The organism is Arthrobacter sp. 2RAF6 (assembly GCF_052115205.1).
In the GTDB taxonomy this organism is placed as follows: Bacteria; Actinomycetota; Actinomycetes; order Actinomycetales; family Micrococcaceae; genus Arthrobacter.
Genome location: NZ_JBFRGF010000013.1, coordinates 27251 through 46305, shown reverse-complemented (window position 1 = coordinate 46305; position 19055 = coordinate 27251). Strand labels below are relative to the sequence as shown.

At 64.6% G+C, this 19055-nt stretch carries 17 protein-coding genes; 11 read left to right on the top strand and 6 right to left on the bottom strand.

Annotated elements, in window-relative coordinates; translation table 11 throughout:
• Position 1: 1 nt before the first annotated feature.
• From AB4Z38_RS11395 to AB4Z38_RS11385, 3 genes are all read right to left on the bottom strand, one after another.
• Positions 2 to 709, bottom strand: a complete 708-nt coding sequence (locus AB4Z38_RS11395) for an L-ribulose-5-phosphate 4-epimerase (RefSeq protein WP_441429805.1) — start codon at positions 707 to 709, stop codon at positions 2 to 4.
• The gene (gene araB, locus AB4Z38_RS11390; RefSeq protein ID WP_441429804.1) at positions 706 to 2430 is read right to left on the bottom strand and encodes a ribulokinase; all 1725 of its coding nucleotides are present in this window, start codon (positions 2428 to 2430) and stop codon (positions 706 to 708) included. The genes AB4Z38_RS11395 and araB overlap by 4 nt, the downstream gene beginning before the upstream one ends.
• Before the next feature lie 106 nt (positions 2431 to 2536).
• A complete protein-coding gene (locus AB4Z38_RS11385; RefSeq protein WP_441429803.1) occupies positions 2537 to 3547 on the bottom strand; it encodes a LacI family DNA-binding transcriptional regulator in 1011 nt (336 codons plus the stop codon).
• A gap of 140 nt (positions 3548 to 3687) precedes the next feature.
• Here AB4Z38_RS11385 and AB4Z38_RS11380 point away from each other — a divergent pair, with 140 nt between their 5' ends.
• Positions 3688 to 4743, top strand: coding sequence for a zinc-dependent alcohol dehydrogenase family protein (locus tag AB4Z38_RS11380; RefSeq protein WP_441429802.1), 1056 nt, complete (start codon positions 3688 to 3690; stop codon positions 4741 to 4743).
• A 56-nt stretch (positions 4744 to 4799) separates the two neighbouring features.
• On the opposite strand, the gene AB4Z38_RS11375 is transcribed toward AB4Z38_RS11380, so the two are convergent.
• Positions 4800 to 7907, bottom strand: a complete 3108-nt coding sequence (locus tag AB4Z38_RS11375; RefSeq protein ID WP_441429801.1) for a S8 family peptidase — start codon at positions 7905 to 7907, stop codon at positions 4800 to 4802.
• A 246-nt stretch (positions 7908 to 8153) separates the two neighbouring features.
• Between AB4Z38_RS11375 and AB4Z38_RS11370 the strand changes: the two genes are divergently transcribed.
• From AB4Z38_RS11370 to AB4Z38_RS11360, 3 genes are read left to right on the top strand one after another with little or no spacing between them, the layout of a single operon-like run.
• On the top strand, positions 8154 to 9098 hold the full coding sequence (locus AB4Z38_RS11370; protein WP_441429800.1) for a glycoside hydrolase family 15 protein: 945 nt from the start codon (positions 8154 to 8156) through the stop codon (positions 9096 to 9098).
• A gap of 17 nt (positions 9099 to 9115) precedes the next feature.
• Positions 9116 to 9517, top strand: a complete 402-nt coding sequence (locus AB4Z38_RS11365) for an alcohol dehydrogenase catalytic domain-containing protein (protein ID WP_441429799.1) — start codon at positions 9116 to 9118, stop codon at positions 9515 to 9517.
• On the top strand, positions 9492 to 9902 hold the full coding sequence (locus AB4Z38_RS11360) for a hypothetical protein (RefSeq protein WP_441429798.1): 411 nt from the start codon (positions 9492 to 9494) through the stop codon (positions 9900 to 9902). Before AB4Z38_RS11365 ends, AB4Z38_RS11360 begins: the two co-directional genes overlap by 26 nt.
• A 125-nt stretch (positions 9903 to 10027) precedes the next feature.
• Here AB4Z38_RS11360 and AB4Z38_RS11355 read toward each other — a convergent pair whose 3' ends face one another.
• Entirely contained in the window at positions 10028 to 10390 is a 363-nt protein-coding gene (locus tag AB4Z38_RS11355) for an SPW repeat protein (RefSeq protein WP_441429797.1), read from the bottom strand.
• 43 nt (positions 10391 to 10433) lie between these two features.
• Here AB4Z38_RS11355 and AB4Z38_RS11350 point away from each other — a divergent pair, with 43 nt between their 5' ends.
• The 3 genes from AB4Z38_RS11350 (at position 10434) to AB4Z38_RS11340 (ending at position 12681) form a co-directional block, all read left to right on the top strand.
• A complete protein-coding gene (locus AB4Z38_RS11350; protein WP_441429796.1) occupies positions 10434 to 11207 on the top strand; it encodes an ABC transporter permease subunit in 774 nt (257 codons plus the stop codon).
• Between the two features lie 154 nt (positions 11208 to 11361).
• A complete protein-coding gene (locus AB4Z38_RS11345; RefSeq protein ID WP_306959947.1) occupies positions 11362 to 11814 on the top strand; it encodes an SRPBCC family protein in 453 nt (150 codons plus the stop codon).
• Positions 11815 to 12681 carry an SDR family oxidoreductase gene (locus tag AB4Z38_RS11340; RefSeq protein WP_441429795.1) on the top strand — a complete coding sequence of 289 codons (867 nt, stop codon included), beginning with the start codon at positions 11815 to 11817 and terminating at the stop codon, positions 12679 to 12681.
• A gap of 44 nt (positions 12682 to 12725) precedes the next feature.
• Here the strand turns inward: AB4Z38_RS11340 and AB4Z38_RS11335 are convergent, their stop codons facing one another.
• A complete protein-coding gene (locus tag AB4Z38_RS11335) occupies positions 12726 to 15221 on the bottom strand; it encodes an ATP-dependent Clp protease ATP-binding subunit (protein ID WP_441429794.1) in 2496 nt (831 codons plus the stop codon).
• Positions 15222 to 15392: 171 nt separating this feature from the next.
• On the opposite strand from AB4Z38_RS11335, the gene AB4Z38_RS11330 reads away from it, so the two are divergent.
• The 4 genes from AB4Z38_RS11330 (at position 15393) to AB4Z38_RS11315 (ending at position 19022) form a co-directional block, all read left to right on the top strand.
• Positions 15393 to 15857, top strand: coding sequence for a GatB/YqeY domain-containing protein (locus tag AB4Z38_RS11330; protein WP_441429793.1), 465 nt, complete (start codon positions 15393 to 15395; stop codon positions 15855 to 15857).
• Between the two features lie 28 nt (positions 15858 to 15885).
• A complete protein-coding gene (locus AB4Z38_RS11325) occupies positions 15886 to 16749 on the top strand; it encodes an HNH endonuclease (RefSeq protein WP_441429792.1) in 864 nt (287 codons plus the stop codon).
• Positions 16750 to 16842: 93 nt separating this feature from the next.
• A complete protein-coding gene (locus AB4Z38_RS11320) occupies positions 16843 to 17316 on the top strand; it encodes a YegP family protein (protein WP_441429884.1) in 474 nt (157 codons plus the stop codon).
• Positions 17317 to 17429: 113 nt separating this feature from the next.
• Complete coding sequence (locus tag AB4Z38_RS11315) at positions 17430 to 19022, top strand: AMP-binding protein (protein ID WP_441429791.1); 1593 nt, start codon at positions 17430 to 17432, stop codon at positions 19020 to 19022.
• Positions 19023 to 19055 lie beyond the last annotated feature (33 nt).

Genomic DNA, 19055 nt, shown 5'->3' with positions numbered 1-19055 from the left:
CTTAGCGGCCGTAGACGTTCTGGTAGCGGTCGTAGAGGGACTCGATCTGGGCTGCGTCGATCGGCAGCGGTTCACCGAGCTGCCGGGAAATGTGGACCGTGCGGGCCACTTCCTCGCACATCACGGCGGCTTTCACGGCGGACCGGGCATCCTTGCCGATGGTGAAGGGGCCGTGGTTCTGCATCAGGACCGCCGGTGAATGGGAGGCCCTGAGCGTGTCAACAATGCCGCGGCCGATCGAATCGTCCCCGATCAGCGCGAACGGGCCCACCGGAATCGTCCCGCCGAACTCATCCCCCATCATGGTCAGCACACACGGGATCGGCTCCCCGCGCGCGGCCCACGCCGTGGCGTAGGTGGAGTGCGTGTGGACGACTCCGCCGACGTCGGGCATGTTCCGGTAGACGTAGGCGTGCGCGGCGGTGTCCGACGACGGCGACAGGGCAGGATTGCCCCACACTGCGCCGTCGCTACCGCCGGCCACAGGAACCCCATGGAGGTCGGTGACCACCATGGACTCGGGCGTCAGCTGGTCATAGGAAACCCCGGACGGCTTGATCACCATCAGGTCATGGCCGGGGACGCGTGCGGAGACATTTCCCGCCGTCCACACCACGAGTTCATACCGTGTCAGTTCCGCGTGGAGATCGCAGACCTCGCGGCGGATCCGCATGATGGCTTCAACGGTGTTTGCCGTCGTCGCGCTCATGCGGACGCACCGACAGCAAGGAGTGTTTTCGTGGCATTGTGCTGGATCTTCTTGAGCCGGTGCATGACCTCGTTGGTTCCGCGGCCGAAGTAGTCGTGGAGTGCCCTGTATTCGCGGAACAGTTCCTCGTAGGCGGCGACGTTTTCCGGGATCGGCGTGTAGACGGCGCCCGGTTCGGATCCCATGGCGGCCGCGGCCTTCCGGATGTCCCGGTACTCCCCCGCGGAGACGGCGGCGTGGATGGCCGAACCCAGCGCCGGACCCTGCGCCGAGCCGATCGTGGAGAGCGGTAGCCCGGTGATGTCGGCGTAGATCTGCATGAGCAGCGTGTTCTTCAGCAGCCCTCCGGCGACGATGAACTCCTGCACCGGAACTCCTGAGTCGCGGAAGGCGTCCACGATGGTTCGGGTGCCGAAGGCCGTGGCCTCCAGGAGTGCCCGGTAGATGTCCTCCGGGCGCGTTGCCAGGGTCTGGCCCACGATCACTCCGGAGAGTTCGTGGTCCACCAGGACGGATCGGTTCCCCGAGTGCCAATCCAGGGCGATGAGCCCGTGTTCACCGATTTGCTGGCGGGAGGCGAGTTCGGTGAGGTATTCGTGGATCCCCATGCCGAGTTCGCCTGCGGCCTCATGGTATTCGGGCGGCACGCCATACCTGGTGAACCAGCCGAAGATGTCACCGACCCCGGACTGGCCGGCTTCGTAACCCCAGAGCCCGTCCACGATCCCGCCGTCGACCACTCCGCACATGCCCGGCACCTCGCGCAGGACCTCGGCGTTCATGACATGGCAGGTGGAGGTGCCCATGATCGCGACGAGCTGTCCCGGTTCCACGGCCCGGGCCGCAGGCGCGGTGACGTGCGCGTCGACATTCCCGACGGCGACGGCGATGCCCTCGCGCAGGCCCGTCCAGGCCGCGGCCTCGGCCGTCAGGTAGCCTGCGGCATCTCCCAGTCGGCCTATCGTGTGGGCCAGCTTGTTGCCCACGAAGTCCTTGAAGTCCGGGTTCAATGCCGCAAGGAAGTCTTCAGACGGGTATTTGCCGTCCTGGTAGATGCCCTTGTACCCTGCGGTGCAGGCGTTGCGGACGTAGTTTCCGCACAGCTGCCAGACGATCCAGTCCGCGGCCTCCACCCAATGGTCCATCTCCGCGTACGCTTCCGGGTCCTCCTCCAGCAGTTGGAGGCCCTTGGCGAACTCCCATTCGGAAGAAATCAGCCCCCCGTAGCGCGGCAGCCACGTCTCACCCCGGGCGGCGGCGAGTGCGTTGATGCGGTCCGCCTGGCCCTGGGCCGCGTGATGGCGCCACAGCTTCACGTAGGCGTGCGGCCGGTTGGCGAATCCGTCTAGTTCATTGAGCGGAGTTCCGTCAGCCTTCACCGGCACCATCGTGCAGGCCGTGAAGTCGGTGGCGATCCCGACGACGGCGGCAGCGTCGATCCCGGCGTCGCGCACCGCCGCGGGGACCGCGTGACGCAACACTTCCCGGTAGTCTTCGGGCACCTGCAGCGCCCATTCCCCCGGAAGCCGGACAGCCGTTCCATCAGGTACATCCGCCAGATCGGCCGGCAGGGCCTCCGTGATGACGGCATGCGGGTATTCGAACACGCCGCTACCCAGCTCCTTGCCGTCCCTGACCCGCACCACCACGGCCCGGCCCGAAAGTGTGCCGTAGTCCACGCCGATGACATAGTGTTCGTTGCCGTCCGCTGTGACGTCCATGAAAAGTCCTCCAATAACCAAGCCGCTGCTTTGCGGACTAAACCAATTGTGAGCGCTAACAATTCACACGTCAAGGACCGGCACGCCCACATGAAACAGAAAGCGCTTACGCGGGGGCGGACGTGCTTTGGCGAACCACCAACTCAGGCTCCACCACGGTGGTGCCGACGCTTTCCCCGTCTTCGATGCCGCTCAGCATAAGATCCATGCAGCGCCGCCCGAGTTCCTCGAAGTCCTGGCGCACCGTCGTCAACGGCGGCGTGAAATAGCCCGATTCAGGCTGGTCATCGAAACCCACCACCGAGACGTCCTCGGGCACCCGGATGCCGGCCTCGTTGAACGCACGCAGCAGGCCCAAGGCCATCTGGTCGTTCCCGACAAAAAGCGCGGTGGCCGTCCTTTCAATGGCGAGCTTCTTGCCGATGTCATAGCCGCTGCCCGCGCTCCAGTCCCCCGCGATCAGCAAGTCATCCTCAAGGCCGGCGTCCCGCAGGGCTGCGCTCCACCCCTCGGCCCGGGCCACCCCGTCGATCCAGTCCTGCGGGCCGGCCACGTGCCCGATCCGGCGATGCCCCTGCTCCACCAAATGCCTGACGGCCAATTCCGCGCCGAGCTTCTGGTCCACCATGGCTCCGCCGACGGCCGCGTCGCCCAGCGATCCCACGGCGACCACAGGGACCCCGGGGTTCACTTCCGCCAACGCCAACAGGGTGTCCGAATGCGGCACGATCACCACGATCCCATCCACGGATTGGTCCAGGAAATGCCGGACCGCATCAAGAATCGCCTCGCGGTTGACCGTCCTCAAGGCTGCGATGCTGACGAAATAGCCGGCATCCCTCGCCGCTTGTTCGACGCCCAGCAAGGTGTTCGCTGGGCCGTATTGCGCCAGCTCGCTCGCCAGGACGCCGATGGTCTGGGAACGGCGGGTCACAAGGCTCCTGGCGGCGGTATTGCGCCGGTATCCCAGCTCGGCGATGGCCGCCTCGACCCGTTCCCGGGTGCCCTTGCTCACGTTGGGGTGGTCGTTGATCACCCGGGACACAGTCTGGTGTGAGACTCCCGCCCGCTCCGCAACGTCCTCAAGCCGTGGCAAGCGCCCGCTGGTATTTGTCATGGGGCTATTCTGCTCGACGCGGGGGTCAAGCGGCGAACGAGGTCCCACCTCACCCGGCTGGGCTACCGGTCAGTACAAGACCACAGGCGCCGCGGCGATAGACTCGATTCAAGCCCAACAACCACCATTTGAGCAGCCCCATGCGCGCCACCATCATCCACGGCCCCGGCGACATCCGTGTTGAAGACCGTAATTACCCCACGGTCCAGCTGCCCACAGACGTCATTGTCAAAGTCGCCGCCTCCTGCGTCTGCGGATCGGACCTGTGGCCGTACCGCGGCGTCAAGCCCACTCACCGGCCTTCGGCCATCGGACATGAATTCATCGGCACGGTGGAAAGCATCGGCGACGACGTCACTTCCTTGGCGGTCGGCGACTTCGTCATCGCTCCTTTCGTGGTCAGCTGCGGCGCGTGCCCGCAATGCCTGGACGGCGTCACGGTTGCCTGCGATCATTTGGCAGGCTGGGGCGGCAAGGATGACAGCGGGCACGCGATCGACGGCGGCCAGGGCCAGGCCGTGCGGGTACCCCTCGCTGAGTCCACCCTCGTCAAGGTTCCCGGAGTCACGGAACCCGGCGACGCTCTCCGCGCGAGCTTGCTGACGCTCTCCGACGTTATGGCGACCGGCCACCACGCCGCCCTCGCAGCGAAGGTCGGCCCTGGGAGGACCGTCGTCGTCGTCGGCGACGGTGCAGTAGGTCTGTGCGGCGTGCTCGCAGCGAAGCGGTTCGGAGCCGAACGAATCATCGCGATGTCCCGGCACGCCGACCGCCAGGCGATTGCCCTCGAGTTCGGGGCCACGGACATCGTCGCCGAGCGTGGCGACGCCGGCGTAGCCAAGGTCCGCGAGTTGCTTGGAGGCGTTTTGGCCGACTCCGTGCTGGAGTGTGTCGGGACCAAGGAATCCATGGATCAGGCACTGCACAGCGTCCGCCCGGGCGGCGCCCTCGGCTTTGTCGGCGTCCCGACGGGTGGAGCCGAAGCCCCGCTGCGCTACTTGTTCGACACGAATATTTCGATTGCCGGCGGAATGGCGCCGGCTCGCACGTACATCCCGGAACTGCTCGCGGACGTGCTTGACGGAAAGATCAACCCGGGCCGGGTCTTCGACACCGTGATGCCGCTCGAGGAAGCGCCCGAGGCCTACCGCGCCATGGACGAACGGCGCTCCATCAAGGTCCTGCTCACTCCCTGAGGCGCAAGATGCCATAGCCCGCCGGGGGCTATGGCATCTTCGCTAGGCGTCCGGGCTCACCCGGGCAGGAAGTAGCCCGAAACGTCGGCCAGCAAGGGCGTCGCACCGGAGGATCGATTATAGAGACCCACTTTTCCGTATGGTCCCACGGGGACTGTCACCGAATTCGGGACGATTTGGCCAGCCTTGAAGTTCACACTCGAGACGTTCGGGACCCCGCTAATGCTGCCCGCGGGGTATGCCGTTACGTAGCCAAAGGACTTCGCATCCGCCACGGTGAGATTGAAGACGACCGCTGCGGCGTCCGCTGGAATCCCGTTGAGCCCGCCGACCTGGAACTCGACTATGGAGTCGGACCCGACCGGCGCCGTGAGTCGTGTGTCCAGGAATCTGCTCGGCGCCAACGGTTGCAGGGCCCCGCCCACCGTCGGCGTCCCCTCCAAGTAGTAGCCTGAAACATCCGCCAGCAGATGTGTTGCTCCATCGGACCTGTTGAAGAGCGTGACTTTTCCGTCGGCTCCTACGGGGACGGTGACGGAGTTCGGGACGATCTGCCCGCCCGCGAAGTTCACGTTTGAGGCATTGGGTCGGGTGGTTCCGGAGGCGTAGGCGGTGATGTAGCCAAAGGCCCTGGCCTCCGCCACTGTCAGATTGAAGACCACCGCGGAAATCTTTGCAGGTATCCCGTGCGTCCCGGCAACCTGGAATGAAACCGCCGAGTCGGGTGGCACTGCACCGAAATTTCTGGTGTCCAGGAAGCGCGACGGCGAGACAGGTTGGAAGGTGCCTGCCGCCGTCGGGGTTCCGCCCAAGTAATAACCCGAAATGTCAGCGAGCAGGTGGGTCGCGCCCGCTGATCGGTTGAACAAGGTGACTTTGCCGTCCGCACCAACGGGGACCGTAACAGAGTTCGGCACGATCTGTCCCGCAGTGAAATTGACGTTTGAAGCGTCGGGGCGCGTCGCCCCCGACGGGTACGCAGTGATGTAGCCGAAGGACTTCGCCTCCGCCACGGTCAAGTTGAACACCACAGCAGACACGTCGGCGGGTATGCCGTTCACGCCGGCTACCTGGAAGGAAACCGTCGAATCCGGCCCTACCGGAACACCAAAGCGTCCGTCCAAAACCCGGGACCGAGTGTCTAAAGCCCGGAACGGCGGCGTGGGTACGAGCGAACCGGAGACGGGGGCGTACGTGGATTTGAAGGTCCATGTCATCGATGTCCCTTCATACCCTCGAGCCAGGGCATAGTCGGGCAAGGCCCTGGGGACTACTGTCACCGTGCCGCTACCGGGGTAGGTTCCGGCAGCCGCAACAACGCCGCCTATGAGGTACTCAAGGCCCGTAGTGGTGGGGATCGTGTAAGTGTCCTGGGCGGTCCCGTCCTTATCGGTGAATACGACGGGATCGGGTTTCGCGGGTGTCGGAAGGACTGCGAACGTGTGGGTCCATTCGGTGGTGCCAGTCAGCGCATAGCCGGGCCAAGCTCGCGCCGAAACGGTGACTGTGCCGCGGCCTGCATGTGACCCCGATCCGATGATTTCCCCGTCGAGCAGGTAATCCACCCCTCGCATAATCTGCACGTCGTAGAAGTCTTGGTCGGCACCGTAGTCATCCCTGAATTGCACTGGCAGTGGCGTCAAGGGAACCAGGATCGATCCGTTCACGAAGTTCATCGCCGCAGCAGCGTCCATCAACCCGGCTCCACAGCCTTCTGGGCAGCCTCCGGGAATCGTCGTTGCCTTAAGGCGAAGTTCAGCGGCTTCCGGAGTCATCGTCGAACCCTTCTCAGCCATCATCAAGGCCACAACGCCCGCAACATGCGGCGCGGCCATGGACGTGCCCTGGCCGTACGCGTACGTCTCCGTCCCGGGCGTCGTTGCTCCGGTGTTGTACGTGGAGAGGATTCCTTGTTCCGTGAAGTTGGTCATCTGACCACCGCTCGCCATGACGTCGATGGCCGGTCCGTAGTTGGAATACGGTGTTCGGCTCCCGCTGTAGCCGCTCGCGGCCACTGCGATGACGTTCTGGCAGTTCGCCGGGCTGAAATCAGAAGCGTCCCGGTTTGAGTTTCCGGCGGCCACGGTCACCGCCGCGCCGGCGTTGTAGGCGAAGTTGATGGCGGATTGGGTGGTCGCCGAACAAGGATTGACCGTGCCGAGGCTTAGGTTGATGACACGCGCCGGGTTCGGATTTACCGGCGCGCCGGACACCGTGCCGCCCGCGGCCCAGATAATCCCGTCGGCAACGTCGGAGGTGTAGCCGCCGCAGGCACCCAGGGCACGTACTGGCAGGATTCTCGCTTGGGGAGCGACGCCGGATATCCCCTTCGCGTTGTTTCCCGCGGCTGCGATGATGCCCGCCACGTGCGTGCCGTGCCACGATGAATTCGCACGTAACTCGCCAGTGCCGCACTGCCCGTCAACCACCCAGTCACCTTCGTCACGGGCATTGGCGTCCCGACCGTCGCCATCGCGCGCAGCTGCCGCGTCAGAGACCATGTCATAGCCGGGCAGCACGTTCGCATTGAGGTCGCTGTGGCTGGTGATTCCTGTGTCAATCACCGCGACAACGACGCCGGCGCCCCGGTTAACAGCCCACGCCCCGGGCAAGCGCATCCCCTGCGGAGTGTCCTGCAGGTTCCATTGCAACGGGTAGTACGGGTCGTTAGGGGTTACGTCCGCCCGACGCATGATGACGTCCGGCTCGGCATACTCAACGTTCGGGTCCGCCCTTACGGACGCAAGGAACTGCTCGGCGTCGCCAGCGGCGAGCTTCCTCGCAGTCTTGACGACGCGGGCCCCGCCTGCAGTGGCCCGAAGGTCCGCGGCGGCGATGCCAACTTTCTGCCCTAGGGCTTCCGCGTGTCCTTGGGGACTCGGTGTTGCCTTGTCCTTGAACCTCACGATGAATTGGTCGGTCGGCAAGCTATCGGCCGCGACGGACTGCCCGGACAGTGAGTGCGCAGGCCCTGCGGGAACCCCAAGTCCGGAAGCGGCCGGGAGCGGGTCATCGGTCCCCGCAGATGCCGGTGCTGCGAAAAGTGATCCACCGATCAACACGGCCAGGCAGGCTATTGCTGAGCCCCTCAGTGCGGTTGGAAAACCATGGCTCGGGTAAAAACCCCTGCGGGAACGGAACTTGCCTCGAGGCAGGTCTGGCATGCAGGCATCCTTCAGGACGGGCGTCTGCTTCGGAAGCCAGTACGCGGACACGTGGAGACTACGACCACCGTGCCCCCGAGCAGATTCTAGACTGAAGCGTGGCGAGTGTCTTCCCCGGCGAGGATTGCCGGGTCGCCGCGACACCGTCGAGGCCCCCGGTCCTTCTCCGTGGACTGTGGCGCGGGCGAGGGAACGGCGGGAGAATCCATACAGGAAGGCTGGCCTGAACCCAAAGGAGTGAACAACATGGTCACTGGTGCCGATGCGCGCCCGGTGATTAAGCACGATCGGTATTTGCCCATCGAGGATCATGGACTGATCGGCGACGGATCCACGTGCGCTCTCGCGGGGCAGGACGGGGCAATTACCGGGCTTTGCCTGCCGGAATTCGACAGTCCCCCGTTCCTGGCCGGGATCCTCGACGCGGAATCAGGCGGTCGTTTTGAAATAGCCCCTGTCCATACCCTGGCATCCTCCCAGCGCAACACCGAGGATTCCTGCGTGCTTGTCACGTCCCTCGTATCCGATCGTGGCGTGCTGCAGGTGACGGACGGACTCACGCTGCGTGCCGGAGCCGAGCTATCGGAGCCGGTGCCGGCAGGCCGTTCCGAACTCCTGCGGTGGGGACGGTTCAGGCTCCGTCAGCATCCGCAGAGCAAGAAGCTCATTGACCAGACCGTGTATGCCTGGCGCCGGTGGGCATCAAGCCTGGATTGCGAAGGCTCCCAAGCGGAGTTGATGAAGCGATCGGCCCTGACGTTGAAAATGCTGGATCATGCCGAAACGGGGGCCATCCTCGCGGCCGCCACCTCGTCGCTGCCGGAGTGGCCGGGGACGTCGCGGAACTGGGACTACCGGTACACCTGGGTCATTGATTTCGACGATCCTCGGATGGTTTCCACGACCAAAGCGATCGCTGCGGAGCTCGACGCCGGCAACGGACTTTTGTTCCGCTACCTGCCGGGGATTTCTCCCGACGGTCTGCCCGGAAGCGAAGGGGCGTTCCTCCTCTGCAGCCGTGCGAACCCATTGGGCCTGCTACCGGAGCAGATCCACCCGGACACCGGAGAGTTTCTTGGGAACTTCCCCCAAGCGCTCAGCCATGTGGGCGTGCTGGCCAGCGGCCTGCGTCTGCTAAAAGCCGAGCGGAGGGCCGCCAACGCCGGCCCCACCGCGCGGAGTCAGAGCTAGCGGCGAGGCGGAACCCGATGCGTGCATGGTGGGTCCGGGAACCAGGTCCGATTGAGTCGCAGCCACTTGTTTGGGGCGAGCGGCCCGATCCGCAACCGGGGCGGCGGGAGCTCCTTGTCAGTGTCCGAACCTGTGGTGTCTGCCGCACTGATCTGCATTTGGCCGAAGGCGATCTCGCCCCTCGGAGGTCGAACGCAGTACCCGGCCACGAAGCGGTCGGAATAGTCAGCGAAACCGGCGAAGGCTGTGTGAGGTTCCGGCGCGGTGACAGGGTCGGAGTTGCCTGGCTTGGGGGAACCTGCGGGAGCTGCGCGTATTGCCTCCGTGGCGACGAGAATCTCTGCCTCTCCCCCACCCTCACCGGATGGGACAAGGACGGCGAAGGTCTACGTGATGACCCGTTCGGAATCGGCCCGTGACCTGGCGCGTCAGCTGGGCGCGGTGTTCGTGGGCGACGCGTACGATTCCCCTCCGGACCCGCTCGACTCGGCGATACTTTTTGCTCCCGTCGGGGACCTTGTCCCGGTGGCCCTCAGGGCGTTGGATCGGGGCGGGACCCTCGCCATTGCGGGCATCCACCTCAGCGACATACCGCCTTTGAACTACGCCGCGGATCTCTTCTTTGAGCGGCAGCTCCGTAGTGTTACCGCCAATACCCGGGCAGACGGCGAAGATTTCTGGTCCCTGGCCGCGGAGATTCCATTGGCCCCCACCACGACGGCGTATCCGTTAGGGGAAGCCGATCGGGCATTACGAGACTTGGCTGGCGACCGGATCACCGGCGCTGCTGTCCTGAAAGTCTGAGCTGTCTGTCTGCGCCGGCGGCCGACCGGATTCCGGAGCAAGAGACGGCGATCGGCGGGTCCGATGACGGCCCGCCGATCGCTATTGCCGCTGTTCAGCGTTTGAACACGTCAGCGTTCAGCACTTCAGTGCGAAGGGCTGACCATGTGATGCCGGTGTTCCTCGGTGCTGGGCTTGATCGCCATCGCGGTGACGACGAGCGCCACCAGGCCGGTGATCCAGGATGTCCAGGCGACCCCGGCTTGCATGGAGTAGGAGCCTAGCCACGGAGAAAGGAACAGCAAGGCACCGAAGGCCGCCTGCACCCACTCCATGACCGGCGTTCCGGGCATGGCCAGATTGATGACACCGCTAACGATCAGCAAAGCGCCGAAAACGACCATCAAGGCAGCCGACGAGCCGGCCGCCACGCTCCAGATGACCGACACAGCAGCATAGAGACCGGCGACAACCGTGACCCAATCCTGCCATCGCGTCCATTTCTTCATTGAACCCACCTCTGTGATGTGGACTGCATCCCGGGGTATCGACATGTACTCCGGTACTGATGTAACAAAATCCGCACGCAGCTACTTCCCGAGCGAAACCGTCGTCGAATCCTGCCACATCGCGAGCGGCAACCTCAGTCCGGTCACCAGCTGGATCCTGATGGTCGTCGTCGGAGCGTTCAGCACGTGGACGTGGCTGCGGGACGCCCGCCGGCGCAACACCGGACTCGTCGCGCCGCCCGCCAGCGTGAGCGCCCTGAAGATCGCGGCGGTGCTCGCCGCGGGTGTGGCCATCGTTTGGCTCTGCAACACGGACCGCGGCACCCTGGTCGAAATCAGCGGCGTGCCGTGGGTGCTTCTCGTCGTTCTCGGAGTACTCGCCGCCTGGACGTTGCTGCTCGGGCGTACCCGGTTCGGCCGCTACGTCTACGCTATTGGCGGCAACGCCGGGGCCGCACGGCGGGGAGGCGTGAACCTTGCGCGCATTCGCACCCTCGCCTTCATGCTCGCGTCCTTCACCGCAGGAATCGGCGGAATTGTGTACGCGTCGCGGCTCCGTTCCGTCTCGACGTCGTACGACGGCGGCACGCTGGTGCTCTACGCCGTGGCGGCCGCGGTAATCGGCGGGACCAGCCTGTTCGGCGGGCGCGGCAAGGTCCTGCACGGGGTTCTGGGCGGGGTGGTGATCGCCACGATCGATAATGGCATGGGCCTGCAGGGCTACAGCGCACCGGCCAAGTACGTCGTCACTGCACTGGTTCTCGTCGCGGCCGTGACGATCGACGCCGTCGCGCGCCGCCGACGTTCCCGGACGTAATCGGCTTGTTGAATGGCCTCGCACGGAGGCAGCTACGTGGCAGGTCTGGACTTGGATAATCAGCAGGCTTAACGTTCAAGAGTGGCTGGCCCGGAGGCGCGGTCCCGAGAGCAATCCTGCTGCCAGCCCACGCAAGTCCGAGCGAGGAGGAAAGATGCGAAAGGTTGAAGAAACGATTGACGTGGCCGTCCCCGTCCGTACGGCTTACAACCAGTGGACGCAGTTTGAGTCGTTTCCCCGATTTATGTCCGGGGTGGAATCCGTAACCCAGTTGAGCGACACGACCAACCATTGGGTCACCAAGGTAGGAGGCGTGGAACTGGCCTTCGATACGGAGATAGTCGACCAGGAACCCGACGACCGGATTGCGTGGCGCAGTATTGACGGCAAATCGCACGCCGGCATCATCAGGTTTTCACCGCTCGACGACAACCATACGCACGTCAAGGTCCATTTCGAATGGTCGCCCGAAACTTTTATGGAAAAGGCCGGAGCCGCGCTCCAGATAGACGAGATGCAGGTGAAGGCCGACCTGAAGAAATTCAAGGAGTTCATAGAGTCGCGTGGAAATGAAACCGGAGGGTGGCGCGGCGAGGTGGAGGAGTAAATGACCGACCTTGGACCAGTGCTCGTGGTCGGCGGCACCGGGATGCTGGGCAGCCAGGTGGTGTCTAGGCTGCTGGTGGGCGGAAAGCAGGTTCGCGCTTTGGTGCGGCCCGGTTCGGATCCGAGCCGCCTCGAAGAGGTGGGGGCAACGATCGCTCGAGGCGACATGATGGACCCTGCGTCACTTATGGGCGCCATGGACGGCGTGGACACTGTGATCACCTCGGCGGCGGGATACACCCACCATCGGGAGGGCGACAGCCCCGTCATCGACACAGTGGGCAACACCAACCTCGTCGATGCGGCCAGCCGCACCGGTATTCGCAGGTTCGTCCTCACCAGCATCCTCACTTGCGATCAAACACCGGATCTTCCGCACTTCTGGCACAAGAAACTGACCGAGGATCGCCTGGAAGAACTCGGGGTCCCGTTCGTGGCGCTGCGTCCGGGCGCTTTCCTTGAGCAGATCACTCGCTACGGCGACCCTTTCAGCGAGGGGCGGCTCACATCGTTCGGGTCTCCGAGCGTTCCCCTGACGTACGTGCTTGCCAGTGACCTCGCTGGGTACCTTGCGGCAGCAGTCGACGCGAGCGGAGTAGAGGGGCAGCGTATCGACATCGGTTGGGACCGGCCGGTAAGCATGCAGGACATCGCCGATATCTCTTCCCAAATGCTCGGCCGGCAGATCGAGCTCGTCCTCAGCCCGATCAACCAGATGGGGCCGGACTTTCAGGCGATGATGGAGTGGTTCCGAACCGGCCGCTACGTCGCCGATACCTCGCGACAACGCGAAGTCTTCGGCCCACCGCCAACCGCGGAGGACGCCGTCGCGCGCCTGCTCACGAGCCTCGGGCACGAGCTTCACTGAGGCAGGCCCGACGGCGGCCGCACGACGCAGTCTATTGACCCGCGTCAGCCCACGGCGGGCAGCGCGTCGGGGATGCGCGGCTTGGCGTTGCCAGCGAAGGTGAATTTGGCGTCGTCGCCTTCGCCGTCGACGTCGACCACCACGATGTCGCCCGGGTGCAGTTCGCCGAAGAGGATCTTCTCGGAGAGCTGGTCCTCGATCTCGCGCTGGATGGTACGGCGCAGCGGCCGGGCACCCATGGCCGGGTTGTAGCCGCGGGTTGCCAAAAGTACCTTGGCGGCGTCCGTGAGCTCGATGCCCATGTCCTTGTCGGCCAGATGCTGTTCCAAGCGAGCGATCATCAGGTCCACGATCTCGATGATCTCGTCCTGCGTGAGTTGCGGGAACACGATGACGTCGTCAACACGGTTGAGGAACTCGGGGCGGAATTGCTGCTTGAGCTCCTCCGTGACCCGGGCCCGCATCCGGTTGTAACCGGTGGTGGTGTCCGTGCCGGACTGGAAGCCCGTTGCGACGCTCTTGGAGATGTCCCGGGTGCCCAGGTTGGTGGTCATGATGATCACCGTGTTCTTGAAGTCCACCACCCGGCCATGGCTATCCGTCAGGCGGCCGTCTTCCATGATCTGCAGCAGCGAGTTGAAGAGATCGGCGTGGGCCTTCTCCACTTCGTCGAACAACACCACGGAGAACGGACGACGCCGGACCTTCTCGGTCAGCTGCCCGCCCTCGTCGTAGCCGACGTAGCCCGGAGGGGCACCGAACAGACGCGAAACCGTGTGCTTTTCCGAGTACTCGGACATGTCCAGCGTGATGAGGGCATCCTCATCAGCGAAGAGGAATTCCGCCAACGCCCTGGCGAGCTCGGTCTTGCCGACGCCTGTGGGGCCGGCGAAGATGAAGGAGCCACCCGGACGCTTGGGGTCCTTCAGGCCCGCACGTGTGCGGCGGATTGCACGCGACACTGAATTAATCGCCTCATTCTGCCCAATGACGCGTTTGTGCAGTTCCTCCTCCATCTTGAGAAGGCGGCTGGATTCTTCCTCGGTGAGTTTGAAGACCGGGATGCCGGTGGAGTTCGCGAGAACTTCGGCAATCAGCTCTTCGTCCACCTCGGAGTTGCCGTCCGTGCCGCCGGATTTCCATCTGAGCTCCGTTTCCCTGCGCTCGGCGACAAGTTTCTGCTCCTTCATGCGCAGCGACGCGGCGCCCTCGAAGTCCTGGGCGTCAATGGCCGATTCCTTCTCCATCTTCACCTCGGCGATGCGTGCGTCCATCGCTTTCAGTTCCGGCGGACGGGTCATGCGGCGGATGCGAAGACGTGCACCTGCTTCGTCGATCAGGTCGATCGCCTTGTCCGGCAGGAAGCGGTCCGACACATAACGCTCCGAGAGGCTCGCCGCGGCCGCCAGCGCGCCGTCGGTGATGGTCACCCGGTGGTGCGCCTCGTAACGGTCACGCAGGCCCTTGAGGATCTCAACGGTGTCGGCCACCGAGGGTTCCTGGACCTGGATCGGCTGGAAGCGGCGCTCCAAGGCGGCGTCTTTCTCAATGTGCTTGCGGTACTCATCCAGGGTGGTGGCCCCAATGGTCTGGAGTTCGCCTCGGGCCAGCAACGGCTTGAGGATGGACGCGGCATCGATGGCACCCTCCGCAGCGCCGGCACCCACGAGCGTGTGGATCTCGTCGATGAAGAGGATGATGTCGCCACGGGTCCGGATTTCCTTGAGGACCTTCTTCAGGCGCTCTTCAAAATCGCCGCGGTACCGGGAACCGGCCACCACTGAGCCCAAATCGAGCGTGTAGAGCTGCTTGTCCTTCAGGCTCTCCGGCACGTTGCCCCGGACAATCGCCTGGGCAAGGCCCTCTACGACGGCGGTCTTGCCGACGCCGGGCTCGCCGATCAGCACGGGGTTGTTCTTGGTCCGGCGGGAGAGGACCTGCATGACGCGTTCCATCTCCAGGCCGCGGCCGATCACGGGATCAAGCTTGTTTTCCCGCGCGGCCTGGGTAAGGTTGCGGCCGAACTGGTCCAGCACCACCGAACCGGCCGGAGCAACTTCGGCCTGGCTCGGTCCGGCGACCATTCCACTGGGGTCCTTGCCCTCATACCCGGAGAGCAAATGGATGACCTGCTGGCGGACCCGGCCGAGGTCGGCGCCGAGCTTGACAAGGACCTGCGCGGCAACGCCTTCACCCTCCCGGATAAGGCCGAGCAGGATGTGCTCGGTACCGATGTAGTTATGGCCGAGCTGCAGAGCTTCCCGGAGTGCGAGCTCAAGGACTTTCTTGGCGCGCGGGGTGAACGGGATGTGGCCGGACGGGGCTTGCCGGCCCTGGCCGATGATCTCCTGCACCTGTTCTCGGACGCCATCGAGCGAAATACTCATCGACTCCAGCGCCTTCGCGGCAACCCCCTCACCCTCCTGGATCAGACCCAAAAGGATGTGTTCGGTACCGATGTAGTTATGGTTGAGCATGCGTGCCTCTTCTTGGGCAAGCACAACAACGCGACGGGCACGGTCCGTAAATCTCTCAAACATTTCGCCACACTCCTGGCAGCCGCCTACCTTGATGCTACGTCGCCGAGGGCCTTCTTGGGGGATCGCCGGAGGCAGAATTTTAGATACCGGGCCGGCCGGCTGCATGGCTCTTCTGCACAGACGGTCCAGACCGTGAAGAATGAAAACAACCACCAAGTAGAGGGAATTACCATGAGCATCCTGAAGCAACGCCTGCATGCCGACGTCGTAGTCCACATGAAGGACCGCAACAAGACCGCGCTCACGACGGTCCGCAATGTCCTGGGCGAAATCGAGACGCGTGAGAAGTCCGGCAAGACGCCGATCGAGCTCGACGACACCCAAGTGACGGCCCTGCTGCAGAAGGAAGCCGCCAAGCGCAGGGACACGGCCCGCATTTACACGGAGGCCGGCGAGTCAGAGCGCGCTGCCGCGGAAATCGCCGAAGCAGAAGTCATCGAGGCGTACCTGCCCGAAATGCTGACCCCCGCCCAAGTCGAGGCAATCGTCGACGAGGCAATCGCCGCGTTGACGGCCGGCGGGCAGGAACTGACTATCAGGCAGATGGGCGCCGTGATGAAGCCCGTCACAGCAAAGGTCGCCGGCCGCTTCGACGGCAAGGCCGTCAGCGAAATCGTCCGGACCCGACTCGCATAGATTCACCGGAACGCAGGGAGGAGCAGCCATGGCAGCCATCATCCTGGGATGGAATCCACGGCTTTGGAACGACTGGAACTACGAGGCTGTGATCGGGCAGGTCGCCGAAACGGGTCAATTCCTGGAGCGGTGGAACGTCGGCCAACACCGGAAGATCCAGCCCGGCAACCAAGCATGGCTTCTCCTGCAAGGCGGAGGCCCGCACCGACGCGGGCTGATCGGCCACGGCGTCGTCATGTCCGAGGCGTACGAAGCGCCTCAACGCACCGAGCCGAAGAGTATTGCGTGGTACGTGAGCGTGGCCTTCGATGCCTTGCTCCCCCTCGGCAGCCAGATCCCGTCGAGTGTCCTCTCCAGCGAAATGCCGGACGTGGCCTGGAATACCTTCCATGGTTCGGGACGGTTCATTCCGACAGAGACAGAATCCGGCCTTCAGCGCGTGTGGCGGGAACACGGACCAGAAGCCTTAGAGCCGTGCCAGACCGTTCCAGGAACCTACCCGGAAGGAGCCGTCAGCCGGATTGAAACGAACCGCTACGAGCGCGACCCTGAAGCCCGCCGGATTTGCTTGGCTTTCCACGGGACGTCTTGTGCTGTGTGCACTTTCTCCTTCGAAGTAAGCTACGGGGACATCGGCAAAGACTTCATCCACGTCCACCACGTGGTTCCCGTTTCACAGCTCGGCAGCGACTACCGGCTGGATCCCATAGCGGACCTCGTGCCGCTGTGTGCCAACTGCCACGCCATGGCACACCGGGGCGTGGGCACCCCTCGCACGGTGGCGGAATTGCGGCGTGCCATCGCCGCCTCCGGACACTTGCCCGGCCAAATCGTCGATGACAGAGCACTGGCGGCCCAGGACGCCGCACACCGAATCCTTGGGCGGCGATGATCAAGGGCCGTCCTGATGCACTAGCCAGCCAAGGTTCTTCCCCGTATTTTAGTTAACTACACCGTGTGGCGAGCACCACACACTGTGAGTCAGATGATCCACTTGCCGGCTGAAACCACTGGGCGCAACGCCGCGTCCCGGTCCCGGCGAGACCTACCGGGCGTCACGCGCCGCCCGCTGTTCAGGAGGATACGCATGGCCGGGATGTTTGAACTGTTCATCGACGAGGACACGAGCTTCAGATTCAGGCTCAAAGCGCCGGACGGAACCGTGGTGGCCGTCTCCCGGTCCTTTCCCGACAAGCCTGCCGCGGTGAGCGGTATCAGTGACGTCAGAGAATATGCAGGAATGGGCCTGATCACCGATCTCTGCCCGGAAGTCCCGCACCGCGGGCCGTCACCGACACCTCCGGTTCCCGCTGTACGGCAAACCAGTCCTTCCGCGATGCCGCCGCTTCCCGTCCCGCCGCGACACCATAATCCGCTCCCCCAAAGAGATCGAACCGGCCGCCCCTGGCACACCCCCGTCTTGGTTGACGCATCCTGCGCAGGGTTGGTTGAGGCGTAGACCCTTCTACTCGTGGACATCCGGCCGCGGCGGCCCTTGTCCCGGCCCCTCACCGCCGGGTGTAATGGACGCACGACGGCGACTCCCCGCCGTCGTGCGCCGAAGGAGCCGCAATGTTCACCAGCCCGTACCCTGATGTCGAGATCCCCGAAGTCACGATTTATGAGTATCTGTTCGGCGGGCTGGGCGTCGAGGACCTTGACCGGGTCGCGCTCGTGGACGGCACGTCCGGCGCGGAAATGACGTACCGGCAACTCGTCAGCCGAATCGACGCCACCGCAGGCTGGCTCGCGGGCCACGGGGCCGGCCCCGGGACAACTGTGGGCCTTTTCTGCCCGAACGTACCGGCGTTCGCCGTCGTCTTCCATGGGGTTCTCCGCGCGGGCGCCATCGTCACTACGGTCAACGCCCTGTATACCGCCGATGAAGTCGGCAGCCAGCTCAGCGACGCCGGCGCCTCCTGGCTCTTCACCATCTCGCCCTTCCTTGGGCGGGCGGTGGCCGCGGCGCTGGTTGCCGGGATCCCGGCGGAACGGCTCGTGGTGCTCGACGGCGGCGACCTCGCTGCCGCCGCGGGGCATTCCTCGCTCGCGGATATCCTCGAAGCCGGTCTTCCCGCGCCGACGATTAGCGTCGATCCGCACGCCGCCGCCGTCGTGCCCTACTCCTCGGGCACGAGCGGTACGCCGAAGGGCGTCCTGTTGAGCCAGTACAACCTCGTGGCGAACGTCGCGCAGTCGAGTGCCTTCTTCCGCGTGACTCCCGACGACGTGCTGCTCGCCGTCTTGCCCTTCTTCCACATCTACGGCCTGACCGTGCTGCTCAATCTTGCCCTTGGCGAGCGGGCCCGGCTCGTGACGATGCCCAAGTTCGACCTCGCCGAATTCCTCCGCATTACGCAGGACCACCGCTGTACCTACCTCTTCATCGCGCCGCCCATCGCCGTCGCGCTGGCAAAGCATTCCCTGGTGGACCAATACGACCTCTCGTCCGTGCGCGCCGTGCTTTCGGGAGCGGCGCCCCTCGACGGCGAACTGGGGCACGCTGTTGCGGACCGGCTCGGGTGCACGATGCTCCAGGGCTACGGCATGACCGAGCTGAGCCCCGTATCCCACGCCATCCCGCGCGACGGCGCCGAGCGCGTCCCTCTCGACTCGGTGGGCTACACCGTGCCGAACACGGAGTGTAAGCTCCTCGACCCCGCAACGGACGAAGAAATCGACATTCCGGCCGAAGGGCCGAGCGCCCCCGGGCAGCTCCTCGTCCGCGGCCCGCAGGTCATGCTCGGCTACCTGAACCGGCCCGACGCAACCGCCGCGACGATCGATCCGGATGGCTTCCTCCGCACCGGCGACATCGCGACCGTCACGGCCGACGGCGTCGTGACGATCGTCGACCGGCTCAAAGAGCTGATCAAGTACAAGGGCTACCAGATCGCGCCTGCCGAGCTCGAAGCACTCCTGCTCACCCACCCGCGTATTGCGGACGCCGCGGTCATCGGCATCCACGCGGACGACGGCGAAGAGGTGCCGAAGGCGTTCGTCGTCCGGCAGGCCGGGGCCGAGCTTGGCGACGGCGACGTCATGGAGTTCGTCGCCGGAAGGGTGGCGCCGTTCAAGCGCGTGCGATCGGTGGAGTTCGTCGATGTGATTCCCAAATCGGCATCGGGCAAGATCCTTCGGCGGGAGCTGCGCGCGAGGGCCTAAGGATGCACTTCGGCGCCCTAGCACTGTCCCTGG